Source organism: Ornithinibacillus liuyingii (assembly GCF_055550225.1).
Genome location: NZ_JBPWOS010000014.1, coordinates 13,651 through 25,792 on the forward strand (window position 1 = coordinate 13,651; position 12,142 = coordinate 25,792).

The window sequence follows — 12,142 nt, forward strand, 5'->3', positions numbered from 1 at the left end:
TAAAATAAAAGCAGACTCTTATCTATGAGCCTGCCCAAGTTTATGATTATTTTACGTTATGTCCTTGTACGGACTGTGCTACTTCTACCAATTCTTCTCTTGTTAGCTGATCACTAGCTAAGTAGAAATTCGAACCATTATAGTCCCATTCAACTGCATTTTCCGATAATGCACCAATAGCACCGAATCCAAGGTTGACGATATCTCCTTCAACTTCTACCGGGGACTGTAATGTCTCCACTACATTCCGCTTTTCTTGTACTAGTGTAAAATTCTTTTCTCCAGTGAAGGTTGAAATAATTCGTTTTCCATTCTCCAGGTCTACTTCAACTTGCTCAGCCAACTCGGCTCCTACTGTTTGAATTGGTACCATAACCTCTAATTCATCTATAACACCATCTCCAGATGTCGGAACATCCTCTGGGGTTGCACTTGCCATATTTTCTTCAATTTCAAAATCTTTATCATTAAAACTAGGGTTTAATTCAAAACTATTAAATTTCACTTCCACAACAGCATTACCATCCGTATCTAATACTTTCACAAGCGCCGGCGTATAGTTTTCTTTATCAAAGTAAATTTCTTGGTATGGTAAATTGTTGTTACTTTGATAATTTGTTTTTGTCTTAAAGATATAGTGGTTTTCATTAGAAGTAAATTCTGCTTCTTCATCATTTGCAATGTCCTCTACTAAGGACTGATATAAATATGGCTGACTACTGTTATCTGGCCAATCCGACTGAAATTTAAAACTCTTCTTCAGCTCTGGTGTAAGAACAAATACACCGTCTTTGTTCTTAAGAATAATTTGACTACCCTTATCCTGTTGATTGTTACTCAATGCTACACGATAGAAGTCTTCTTTCTTATGCCATACATCGATTTTGAATAGCTGTTCCTCTTGTCCCGTATTCATTTTCATTTCAACATTTGCTTTGTATCCAGCTAAATCTGCAACATTACTGCCCAGCTTTTTAACAACATCTTCTTGTGACTGTTCACCACACGCAGCTAGAACTAATACAATACCGAATACAACTATCATCCATAAACGAGATTTTTTTATCATGGACATAACTCCCTTGTCTAAAATTACAAACCTACTCTTTAGGTTTTACGATTTATACAAAGGGAACTGATTACACCGAAAGAATATACGACAGACCATACACACCCATTATGAAGACAATACGATCATCCTATCCAACCACCCTCTCTTTCTTTTCCGTTAGTTTTGCATACATAATCTCCCAATACATCTTGTTACTTGGGCCAGCTTGTTCTATTGGTGCTTGGTCATATCGTTGCTTCTTTTGCGGTGAACAACGTTATAGCTTGTTCCCTCCTGCCCGCAATAAAATATATGAGACAACCTCCATAATTATGCAGATGATAATCGATTAACAAGGAACTTTAGACTTCAATCACCACTTGAGCAACAGCATATTCTCTACTATGAGTAATGGAGATAAAAATATTCATATGCTCTTCTTTAAAATACGTTATACAGGGCGCGCCTTTTTCATCATTCAAAACCTCGATATCTTGGAAACTTAACTCGCCTATACCTGTTCCCATTGCCTTTGAAAAAGCCTCTTTGGCAGCAAATCGCCCTGCAATAAATTCTACTTTTCTGCTTTCACTTTGGAGTAAAGCAAATGTTTGTTTTTCTTTAACGGTTAAGATTCGTTCTATAAAACGATTATTATTCATTAGGTTGCTTATTCTATCAAGTTCAATAATATCTATTCCGATTCCTTTAATCATTTTAACATTCTCCTAACATGAAAGATGCCATACGCTGTTGTTTATGTAAAAATAGTATTATAGTAATCTAATAATGTACATAATAATATAATACCCGAGCAAGCTTTAAAAATACTTTAGTTAAAACCCGATATGAAAGAGGGGAAAAAATGTTTATTCGAAATGAGAGAAGTATTAAAGAGTTTATTCGATACTATCCGGTAGTGTCGACGATTATTATCATCCATATACTTACATGGCTTCTAGACATCATACCGATTGGGTTATTCAATCAATTATACCATTTAGGAGTTGGGAGTCATTGGGGGTTACAAAATGGGGAATATTGGCGATTTATAACACCAATTTTTTTACACGGTGGACTTACACATATGCTATTTAATTCATTTTCTCTAGTATTGTTTGGACCTGCACTAGAGGAAATGTTAGGTAAAGCAAAATTCTTATTCGCATATATCGGTGCTGGTGTGCTTGCAAACATTGCCACCTTCATTATCCACCCTTCGATTCTGTATTCTCACGTAGGGGCTTCTGGTGCGATTTTTGGGCTATTCGGTGTCTATGTATTTATGGTGGCATTCCGTAAAAATCTGATTGATTCCCAAAGCTCCCAAATTGTAATGGTCATTTTCATTATTGGTATCATCATGACTTTCCTACGTCCGAATATTAACATCTATGCCCATATCCTTGGATTTGTGGTGGGATTTCTTATCGCCCCTCTAGTCCTTAATGGAGCACGTCCGTATTATCCGCCGCAATACAGAAAAAGTTATGACGATGATGGAGAGATTCGCTTTGATCCGAACCGATGGAAGAAAAAAAGGTTTTCTAGAAAAACAAAACAAAATTTCCTATGGACTATTATTATTATCTTAGTAGTCATTGGGGTTTTATATAATGTGTTTTAACTTATCGAGGGGGGTTAGCCCCCTCGATAAGAATACCAATCCGCTAAGGTATCAGCATCCTTTAAATCCAATTCTTTTACATGATAATGTTTTCCTTGCCCCATCTTCCCTACGATAGACAACTGTATCGTTGCTAAATTTTCTCGCTTATGAAGGATATGTTGTTTTTTATTAAATGCTTGAATCCGTTTATGATACAGCATCATGGTAACTTTATTAAAATTACGATAGCGAATTAGAAGTTTATTCCCTGTTATTTGATATGCCGAGTCCTTATACTGAAGAATCCCTAAAAACACACTTAGTACAAACACAACACTCGGAATCCATGCAAACTGTGGAAACATATACAGAACAACGCCTAATACCAATAGCGGTATGATTGCTGCCCTTACGAGATAATATTTAAGTGAGCGCTTCGGCAATTGGATTAGCTCTGCATCGTCGGGTCTATATTCAGGTAACAATTTAGTCAGGAACTCATTCACCTCTTTTTTCTTCATAATAGGAAATAGTACCGTAGAAAAATCTTCCCCTTTTTCATTCGATCCACCTGCAATTTCTGCTATTACCGTCACATACCCGAATGGTTGTCTAATTAGATTTTCCACATAACCGACCGCTTGAATTCGTTTTAGTGGAATTGTAATTAATTTTTTCTCTAGTAGTCCACATGTTATGACAATATCTTCGTCCACTTTTGCTATGGTGAAATTCCAATATTTCAGCATTACTCCCGCAATTCCTAATAACCATAGAGAAAGAATCCCCCCTAAAGCCATGAGAGCCATTATCAACATTCCCAATCCAACAAGCCACGTATATGCACTATCGTAGAAATTAGTAGGTATAAACCGTCCCATTTCGGAAAACGCAGCCCCCGCAACGGCCAATAACACCCCTATACTACCTGAAGTAGCCCCAGCAAGAATAAGGCGTTTTCTAGTAATCGTTACGGTTGGGGGTTGTTTTTCTTCCTCCAGTTCTTCAGCCGGTTCCTTTTCCGTAATAGTGGATTTTAACTCCGACCGTAATTCCTCCCCTTCGACAAACGTGACGGTATTAAGTGATGCTTCTGCCTCTTTACCAGTACCAGCTGTTTCTATCTCCACTTTTACTAATTTAAATATTCTATGTAAGATGTTTTGCGTTAGATCGATCGATTGAATTCTATTTTTAGATATATAACGCTTCTTCCGTATAATCACACCGTATTCCAGTTTTAATTCATCACCTTCCACACGGTATGTAAATCGTTTCCAGGATATGTAGCTTGCGAAGATTAATAGTACGATTAGCGCTACGACAGCTAAAATAGCATATAAAATATCGATATTTACTAACGTAACAAAAGCAATGACAAATAAGAAAAACATATCCTTCACACTATTTATCAAATTAAAAATAATAGTAGCAGGGTGTAATCGTTTTTGCTCAGACATCATCCTCATCCACCTTTGCTAGTGAGGAAATTTTATCTCGCAAATCTGAAGCAATTTCATTTGATAATGCCGGTATTTCATGTGTAGTTGCCGCCGTTGAAATAGATACACTAGCTAGATTAAAGTGTTTCAGAATCGGCCCTTGCTTCGTCTCGACATGTTGGACACGAATCATTGGAATAAGCGTTCTGGAAACAATTAATATCCCATGCTGAATATAGATTTCCTGTTCAAATACTTCATAACGCCATCTTTTCCATCGCAAGTTTGGGATTAGGAAAACGGTGATTATAGTACTTAAAATACTAATTCCAAATGCAGCTAGGACAATCCAAATTGGAAAATCATTTATGAAGTGTAATACTAAACCTACAATTGCAAGTAGCCAAACTATTAATTCGTATAGGATAGCTGTAATTTGCCATACTTTTATCGCATCTCGTGAAATCCTATGAACCGGTGGCTTTCTCATATAATCTCTTCCCCCTAATTAATGATAAAAAAAGCCCCTATTTTACAAGGAGCTTTTTTCTAGTTGATTAGTCACGGTTTCTTCTTTTTTGAAAATTCCCTTTGCGGTTTCGTCCACCCTGGCTTCTACCACCTTGGTTTTTTCCACCGCCTTGATTGCGTTTCCCGTAATAACGTTTGTTGTTAGAACGACCTTTTTCTTGCTGAGCTTTTTTAACACTGATAGGTGCAACTCCAGAAATTTGTACTGGAACATCTCTTCTTTCCTTCGTTAGCATTTTCAATGCAGCAGCAACGATGGTTACAGAATCATGTTCTTCTAGTAATTCATTTGCTGTTTGATGATATGCATCAAGTTCGTTCTTTTCGATGGTTTTTAAGATTTTTTCAACTGTTAATTGTTGTTGACCAATACGTGCTTCCTTATTAGTTGGAGGAACCATTCGTTTCATTTTACTTTTCGTAACCTTCTCAATTAATCGAAGGTGAGCCATTTCCCTTGGTGTAATAAATGAAATTGCTTCTCCAGTACGTCCTGCACGTCCAGTACGACCGATTCGGTGTACATAGCTCTCCGGGTCCTGAGGGATATCAAAGTTATATACATGGGTAACACCTGAAATATCAAGTCCACGTGCCGCCACATCAGTAGCTACTAACACATCTACTCGTCCATTTTTAAATTTATTTAACACAGACATACGCTTTCCTTGTGTTAAATCACCATGTATTCCTTCTGATCTAAATCCTCTAGCCTGCAAGCCTTCTGTGATTTCATCAACACGTTTTTTCGTTCTACTAAATACAATTGCCAATTCAGGATTTTGCATATCCAAAAGATTGGTTAACGTATCAAACTTGTATTTTTCTGGTATTTCCACAAAGTGTTGGACGATATTTTCTACTGTCATTTCCTTTGCTTTAACCTTAACCTCTTTTGGCGTATTCATTAAGTTCGTTGCGATATCGCGAATTTCTTTTGGCATAGTCGCTGAAAATAATAGCGTTTGTCGCTCACTAGGTACTTGTTTTAGAATTTCACGAATGTCATCAATGAATCCCATGTTTAACATTTCATCCGCTTCATCTAAAACAACCGTGTGTACCGTATTAGCACGAATTGTTCTTCTTCTGAAGTGATCCAATAATCTTCCAGGGGTTGCTACGACAATTTGAGGACCGTCTTTTAACGAACGGATTTGTCTGTCCATAGGTGCACCGCCATACACTGGAAGAACACGAACTCCTTTAAATCTACCTAGACGGTTTAATTCTTCAGCAACTTGGATAGCTAACTCTCTAGTAGGAGCTACAACTAGTCCTTGCACCTTTCTTTCTGCTGTATCGATTTTTTCAAGCATTGGGATTCCAAAAGCAGCAGTTTTACCTGTACCTGTTTGTGCTTGCCCAATGACATCATGACCCTCTATTGCAAGAGGAATAGTTTGTGCTTGTATTGGTGTTGCTTCTTCAAACCCCATTTTTTCTAATGACTTCATAACCGGATTTGAAATTCCTAATTCATTAAATGTTGTCACGCTTACTAATTCTCCTTTGTACAAATATTATATTTTTTAGCGTTTGACTTGCCGTGATGCTTGTACCGAGAATTACATCACCCATTTATCTTATCTTATCCATTTATCCGAAATCTTACCTGTTTCCAAAGATACGAACTCGTCCTCAAGATAATGCAATTTGAATATGCTTCAATTCACAGAAAGTGGAAAAGGCTTAAGCCTGAAAGGAAAAGCCCTATGATTTTCATCTTATAACGTACTCTCCTAGTTCTTAAGGAGTCTCTTGACGCCTGATTTATAATCAGGCAATAAGCACCGTGGCAAATTAACCGTTAGTCTATGATAACATACGAATAATGGTAAGAGCTAGTTGCAAATGATTTTTCCATTGGGGCATGATAAAATAAGAAATTAAGTTGAAGTAAAATATCACAGAATTAATTCTTTAGGAGGCAAGAGAATGAGAGTTCCTCCATTCAATCCATACATAGCTGTTGTAATTGGTGTGTTATCTGTTTCCACATCAGCAGTACTGGTTAAACTAGCCAGCAATGCTCCAGCAGCAATCATTGCCAATTACCGTTTATTAATCGCCGTCATACTAATGGCTCCGATTATGTTCCTGAAGTATCGCCATGAATTTAAGTTAATTACGAGAAAAGATTGGCTATTATCTACCCTTGCTGGGATCTTCTTAGCATTTCATTTTATTCTCTGGTTTGAATCTTTAAATTATACATCGGTTGCAAGCTCCGTAGTACTTGTAACACTTCAACCGATATTCGCTTTTCTAGGAACATATCTGTTCTTTAAAGAACGTTTCACATCAGGGGCAATTATTAGTATGATTATCGCCCTTCTCGGTAGTGTCATTATAAGCTGGGGAGACTTCCAGATTAGTGGAATGGCGTTATTCGGGGATATTTTGGCCTTCATTGGCGCAATTGCGATTACGGCCTATTTCCTATTAGGGCAAAATGCCAGAAGAAGATTATCCTTAATGACCTATACGTTTGTTGTCTATAGTGTTAGCTCCATTACATTAATTATCTATAATGTTCTGTTGCAAAATCCATTCACCGGATATTCAACTAATTATTGGCTAATTTTCTTAGCATTAGCCATTTTTCCAACCTTCTTTGGACATACACTATTTAATTGGGCATTAAAATGGTTAAGTACTTCTACCATTAGCATGGCAATTGTGTTTGAACCAATTGGAGCATCTGTCTTAGCCTATTTTATTTTAGGGGAAAAAATTACCTGGTCACAATGGCTCGGTGGAACGATTGTCATCTTCGGATTATTCTTATTCATCCTGAGTACTAATAGAAAATCAAGTGTTACCATTCATAAAAAAGTTCAATAAGATATCACTAGGTTTACAAGTAAATAAACGATATAATAATAGCAATATACGTTAAAACCAAAGAAATAAGGTGATTCAATGTCAATTCAATTAATGACTGATGGCGGTGCAGATATTCCGAAGGAGCTTATGGACCTTGCCGATATTAAAGTGATTTCATTATATTTAAACTTTAAGGATACGCAATATAAAAGCGGTGTAGAACTTGATCTCCCTAGCTTCTTTAAAAAAATTGAAGAAACAAAAGAACTTCCCCGTTCAGCAGCACCTAGTCCTAATGATTTTTATGAAGGATATAAAGAGATTGATCCTGCTAAGCCGATTTTAATGATTAGTTTATCGAGTGGTTTAAGTAGTACTTATGAAAACGCTGTAGCCGGGAAGCAATTACTATTAGAAGAAGAACCTGATAGAAAAATCGAAGTCATAAACGCTCGTACAGCCTCTGCGGGGCAAGCATTGCTCCTTTTCGAGGCATATCAGAAGATACAAGAGAATTATTCACTGGAGGAGCTAGTTCTTCACCTGAACAGTAAAGTTAAGCAGACGGCAACCCTATTCGTATTAAAAACATTAGAAAACTTGGTCCTAGGAGGCCGAATTGATAAGGTGAAAGGAACGTTAGCAAAAACACTTAATATTAAGCTGTTGATGAAGGCTAGTGATGAAGGAACGATTGAGGTCGCCGAAAAGGTACGAGGTGACAAAAAGTCCATCCGTCGTTTTGTCGATCAAATTGGGGAATATGCGAAGACATTTGAAGATAAAATATTAGTCATGACCCATTACAACGCAGCTGAACGTGCCAAGTCCGTATTACATGATATAAAAACGAAATATCAATTTAAGGAAACATATTTAACAGAAATGGGTCCATTAATCTCTACCTATGGCGGAGAAGGAGCTTTAGTTATTACTTTCTTTAGGGATTAAATTAACAACTACGATTCAATAAAGAGATTGAGACAAAATGAAAAGTCTCAATCTCTTCTTTTAATTTGAGATCGCCATTATCCTTGTCAGAAGATCTAATCATAATCCTTTACGCTTAGCTATATTAAAACTTCACTACGTTCAACCGGCCGTTCCAAAAACTCAAATACTATCCGATTCAGAGCATCCTTATCATTGCCTAAACAGATTAAATGTCTAGACCGCTCAAAAAACACAACTTCCTTCCATTTCGCAGGAATTTCCTTATCTAAATAATATGCAGTCTTATACGGTACTAAGCTATCCATCTGTCCCTGTGCAATCAAAACTGGTGACTCCACATTTTTAAGATATTTTCTCGTCAACTTAACCAGCTTTAAAAACTCAATATTAGCCTTTAACGGGACACTGCCTAACTTCCTTTTGTAATGACGATATAGCTTATTTTGCCCAAGTTTTCCAGTAATGCCATCTTTAATGACATCCCCGATGTCAACACTAATACGCTTCAACGATAAGTACTTTCCTGCAGTAGCTAACAATACTAGCTTTTCAACTTTATATTTAGCTGCTAAATACGCGGCTATCATTCCCCCCATTGAAAAGCCAATAAGATAAATCTCATCATATTTTTCCTTTAAATGATTTAAGGAAGCTTCTGCAGAATCAATCCAACTCTTATAATTTACATTTTCAAGAGCTAACTTTTTCCCATGTCCAGGTAAAGTCGGAACTGAGATATGCCAATCTGTATGTTCTTGTAAATAATCTGTTAATGGCTCCAGTTCATGGGGCCCACCAGTAAAGCCATGAATAATTAAACAAGCTATCATGTGATTTATTCTCCTTTATGAAAAACGTATTAAAGAGCTTACGTGTACTTTTCTTTTGCCCTAATTAAGCGAAATTAATTCAGTTAGCTCTCTATTCCCGCCTTGTAAATAATCGCATTTCATTAACGGAAAGTTTTCATAAAGTCGCCAAATTGTTTGAGAATTGGCGATACTTGATGATATGTGTTTGCAATTTGGCTCACAGTAGTTAACACCTTATCTAAATTCACTTGCCCACCTTGATTTTGGAATGGCGTCGTTGTTGCATTTTGTTGCTGGGCTTGTTGATTAGCTCCTTGGGATTGGTCCAAATTAGCATACCAGTCCTGTGGTTGCTTTGGTTTGGCAAATTGTTCAAATGGTGATTGATACTGTTCATATAGGTTTACATAGTGCTGTTGATATGGAGTCGATTGGAAAGGTTGTTGGGTTGGCTGATGATGGTAGTAATTAGGCGGATTTACCGGTTGTTGGTATGGAGGGTAACCAAATTGTCGCATAAATAACACACCCTTTCCTTAGCCTTTTTCTATAATTTATGCAGATAGCTAATGTTTTGTGTGTTATTAGCTTATTGTGTTGGAGGAAATTATCATTATTGGAACAACTCTTATATCTCTAGTCTGCTAGTAATGCTTTACAAGCAGACTAGAGTCATCACATTCCTCTCACGGTGACTACTCCCCCCGCAAGAATCTATTCATATTTCTAAAGTGGTAAGCTTTTCATGATGTCTTGCTCTTACGAAATTTTAGCTGTATAAAACCATATAGTAAAATCACTATTGATACAGCGGAATAATGCGGATTAGTATGGCAGGCGATAATAATTCCTAAGCTACCAAAAGCGATCACACCTTTGATGGAAAATTGCACTAACCTTTTGTTAAGACTTTCAAATGCATTGTCCATCTTGCTCATGTAATGAATCATATATAAGCTAATTACCAACAGTAAGAAGGTAATCGACCACCAAGAATACAGGATAACCGCAATGATTGTAATAGGAATCAGAACTGGAATAAAACCAATTATTGCCCAACGCCTCATCGTCCTACGGTAGCTTTCGATATTCCAAGGCAATACTTGCACAATACCTGAGTGAAACCGATCGACAAACAAACTTGCACAAAAGGCAGTATAGATATGGATACTTAAAGCGATTAAAATCATGCCTAGAAACTCATTAAAGAAGGATAAAACTGTAATGGCCAATACTAAGCCACCAATAACTTGTACGATATATTCTATATTCCCTCTAAAATGCTGTAACCATAGCCTTCTATAGATAGCAGAGTCTGTATAAACAAATGGCTTCTTTCTAGATGCTCTATTCAAAAATAAATTGTGCTTTCTTTGCCGTTTAAATTTCACTTTCGTAGCTTTTGAAACGGCAGGCATATTCCAGACTAAGAAATCATTTACCTCTGTCACTCTTCCCCAATTGATATTGGTGAACATTCGTTTAAATAGTAGAAAATTACTGAGCACAACGATAGTGAACACAATAAAACTAATAATCATATTTACTTGGGTTACCGTTCCTAAAAAGTTAACCAATATAAGTACAACGAAAAGGATGAACCTAGGTATAAACCTCACTTGAAAAAGCTTCCATTGTGGAATCGTCATGAGCAACTCAATCAACCAAAACACAGCTAAATATACAACGATAATTTCTGGTTTAATCGGGGTAATTAAAATGATAGCAGCACTAACGATAGCGTATTTCAATAGTAGCTTTACCCACTTCTCAAGTGCTGTAAAGAGAACAATTCGCTTCATTTCATATGGAAGCATAGCTAATTGATACTCAGAACTAGTAATCAAAATGCCAGGATTACGAAAGGACTGAAACACATAGCGTAATGGAAGAATAGAAAATATGAGCCAAAATCTTTCGGTTAGCTGTTCCTCAATGAATAGAAACTGATCTTGATAAGCTGCTAAAAAATCATTAAAGATAAAAATGCTAGCAAACACGTATCCACCAACAATTAAAGAATAGAGGCTTGTTGTTAAGTCAAAGGACAGCGCCATCATTTTCTTATATACTTTCATCTTCTTGCGGGCCCTGCCTCGTCTAATTAACCAATATGCTTGCCAAGAAGAAGCATTATTCATTACACATCACTTCTCCTCTTAATCGTTTCAAACTCTTCAATTAATCCTTTATGTAATAACTCCCCTTCCTGAAGCATGATAAATTGGTTAGCAAGTCCTTTAACCCGTTCCAATTGATGCGTGGTTAGAAGTATAGCCGTTCCATTCGCTATCTTTTCCTTTAACAATTCTTCAAAGTAATCTATCGCATATATATCAAGTCCCATAAAAGGCTCATCAATTAATAGAAGGGGAACATCGGGAAGCATGGCACAAATCGTTTGTACCTTTTGTCGCATCCCTTTCGATAATGACTCTGGGTATTCATCCAACTTCCCTGTTAATTCAAACCCTTCTATATATCGCTCTATTCGTTTCATTAGCTCTTCTTCCTGAATACCATAGCTCTTACCGTACAATTGAAAATGTTGCATAGCGGTTAGCTCCGACATTAATAATGGCTCTTCTGGAATAAACGCTATTCTCCGTTTAAATTCGAGAAAATGTTTATCTTGACTATAGGTTTCCTCAAGCGTTATTTCTCCATTTGATTTTTCCTGAATCCCCATTATCGTCTTCATTAAGGTAGATTTACCTGCTCCATTATGCCCAACCAATGCAACAACAGACCCCTTCTCTATCGAAAACGAAACATTATTTAATAATCTAGTAGAAAGCACGTCAACATGTAATTCATGGACATCTAACACGTTCATTTTCTATCATCCTCTCTTTCCTTTACTATTACGATATTTTAATAAAAAGGTTTCAATTTCAACAATATGCCACACTAA

General features: G+C 36.7%; 12 protein-coding genes. 3 read left to right on the forward strand and 9 right to left on the reverse strand.

Annotated features, from left to right (window positions below):
• Positions 1-46: 46 nt before the first annotated feature.
• Both ACSKT4_RS16810 and acpS read right to left on the reverse strand, forming a co-directional pair.
• Positions 47-1,069, reverse strand: a complete 1,023-nt coding sequence (locus ACSKT4_RS16810; protein WP_186869688.1) for a LolA family protein — start codon at positions 1,067-1,069, stop codon at positions 47-49.
• Positions 1,070-1,413: 344 nt separating this feature from the next.
• Positions 1,414-1,767: a holo-ACP synthase gene (gene acpS / locus ACSKT4_RS16815; protein ID WP_186869687.1), complete on the reverse strand. Its 354-nt coding sequence runs from the start codon at positions 1,765-1,767 to the stop codon at positions 1,414-1,416.
• 149 nt (positions 1,768-1,916) lie between these two features.
• On the opposite strand from acpS, the gene ACSKT4_RS16820 reads away from it, so the two are divergent.
• The gene (locus ACSKT4_RS16820) at positions 1,917-2,678 is read left to right on the forward strand and encodes a rhomboid family intramembrane serine protease (protein ID WP_186869686.1); all 762 of its coding nucleotides are present in this window, start codon (positions 1,917-1,919) and stop codon (positions 2,676-2,678) included.
• A 14-nt stretch (positions 2,679-2,692) separates the two neighbouring features.
• Here the strand turns inward: ACSKT4_RS16820 and ACSKT4_RS16825 are convergent, their stop codons facing one another.
• The 3 genes from ACSKT4_RS16825 to cshA all read right to left on the reverse strand — a co-directional run bounded on the left by ACSKT4_RS16825 (position 2,693) and on the right by cshA (position 6,129).
• Entirely contained in the window at positions 2,693-4,120 is a 1,428-nt protein-coding gene (locus ACSKT4_RS16825; protein ID WP_186869685.1) for a PH domain-containing protein, read from the reverse strand.
• Positions 4,113-4,592 carry a PH domain-containing protein gene (locus tag ACSKT4_RS16830; protein ID WP_186869684.1) on the reverse strand — a complete coding sequence of 160 codons (480 nt, stop codon included), beginning with the start codon at positions 4,590-4,592 and terminating at the stop codon, positions 4,113-4,115. The genes ACSKT4_RS16825 and ACSKT4_RS16830 overlap by 8 nt, the downstream gene beginning before the upstream one ends.
• Before the next feature lie 67 nt (positions 4,593-4,659).
• Positions 4,660-6,129 (reverse strand): degradosome RNA helicase CshA, encoded by a 1,470-nt coding sequence (cshA, locus tag ACSKT4_RS16835; protein WP_186869683.1) that lies wholly within the window; start codon positions 6,127-6,129, stop codon positions 4,660-4,662.
• Between the two features lie 442 nt (positions 6,130-6,571).
• On the opposite strand from cshA, the gene ACSKT4_RS16840 reads away from it, so the two are divergent.
• Positions 6,572-7,480 (forward strand): DMT family transporter, encoded by a 909-nt coding sequence (locus ACSKT4_RS16840; protein ID WP_186869682.1) that lies wholly within the window; start codon positions 6,572-6,574, stop codon positions 7,478-7,480.
• A gap of 78 nt (positions 7,481-7,558) precedes the next feature.
• Positions 7,559-8,413, forward strand: a complete 855-nt coding sequence (locus tag ACSKT4_RS16845) for a DegV family protein (protein WP_186869681.1) — start codon at positions 7,559-7,561, stop codon at positions 8,411-8,413.
• A gap of 119 nt (positions 8,414-8,532) precedes the next feature.
• Here the strand turns inward: ACSKT4_RS16845 and ACSKT4_RS16850 are convergent, their stop codons facing one another.
• The 4 genes from ACSKT4_RS16850 to ACSKT4_RS16865 form a co-directional block, all read right to left on the reverse strand.
• Positions 8,533-9,246: an alpha/beta hydrolase gene (locus ACSKT4_RS16850; RefSeq protein ID WP_186869680.1), complete on the reverse strand. Its 714-nt coding sequence runs from the start codon at positions 9,244-9,246 to the stop codon at positions 8,533-8,535.
• 122 nt (positions 9,247-9,368) lie between these two features.
• Positions 9,369-9,746, reverse strand: coding sequence for a YppG family protein (locus ACSKT4_RS16855; RefSeq protein WP_186869679.1), 378 nt, complete (start codon positions 9,744-9,746; stop codon positions 9,369-9,371).
• Positions 9,747-9,971: 225 nt separating this feature from the next.
• Positions 9,972-11,369, reverse strand: coding sequence for a hypothetical protein (locus tag ACSKT4_RS16860; protein ID WP_186869678.1), 1,398 nt, complete (start codon positions 11,367-11,369; stop codon positions 9,972-9,974).
• On the reverse strand, positions 11,369-12,064 hold the full coding sequence (locus tag ACSKT4_RS16865; RefSeq protein ID WP_186869677.1) for an ABC transporter ATP-binding protein: 696 nt from the start codon (positions 12,062-12,064) through the stop codon (positions 11,369-11,371). The genes ACSKT4_RS16860 and ACSKT4_RS16865 overlap by 1 nt, the downstream gene beginning before the upstream one ends.
• Positions 12,065-12,142 lie beyond the last annotated feature (78 nt).

Excerpts from the sequence above, each read along its gene's own strand:
- ACSKT4_RS16810 (WP_186869688.1), bottom strand. The coding sequence starts at position 1,069 with ATGATAAAAAAATCTCGTTTATGGATGATAGTTGTATTCGGTATTGTA.
- acpS (WP_186869687.1), bottom strand. The coding sequence starts at position 1,767 with ATGATTAAAGGAATCGGAATAGATATTATTGAACTTGATAGAATAAGC.
- ACSKT4_RS16820 (WP_186869686.1), top strand. The coding sequence starts at position 1,917 with ATGTTTATTCGAAATGAGAGAAGTATTAAAGAGTTTATTCGATACTAT.
- ACSKT4_RS16825 (WP_186869685.1), bottom strand. The coding sequence starts at position 4,120 with ATGTCTGAGCAAAAACGATTACACCCTGCTACTATTATTTTTAATTTG.
- ACSKT4_RS16830 (WP_186869684.1), bottom strand. The coding sequence starts at position 4,592 with ATGAGAAAGCCACCGGTTCATAGGATTTCACGAGATGCGATAAAAGTA.
- ACSKT4_RS16840 (WP_186869682.1), top strand. The coding sequence starts at position 6,572 with ATGAGAGTTCCTCCATTCAATCCATACATAGCTGTTGTAATTGGTGTG.
- ACSKT4_RS16845 (WP_186869681.1), top strand. The coding sequence starts at position 7,559 with ATGTCAATTCAATTAATGACTGATGGCGGTGCAGATATTCCGAAGGAG.
- ACSKT4_RS16850 (WP_186869680.1), bottom strand. The coding sequence starts at position 9,246 with ATGATAGCTTGTTTAATTATTCATGGCTTTACTGGTGGGCCCCATGAA.
- ACSKT4_RS16855 (WP_186869679.1), bottom strand. The coding sequence starts at position 9,746 with ATGCGACAATTTGGTTACCCTCCATACCAACAACCGGTAAATCCGCCT.
- ACSKT4_RS16860 (WP_186869678.1), bottom strand. The coding sequence starts at position 11,369 with ATGAATAATGCTTCTTCTTGGCAAGCATATTGGTTAATTAGACGAGGC.
- ACSKT4_RS16865 (WP_186869677.1), bottom strand. The coding sequence starts at position 12,064 with ATGAACGTGTTAGATGTCCATGAATTACATGTTGACGTGCTTTCTACT.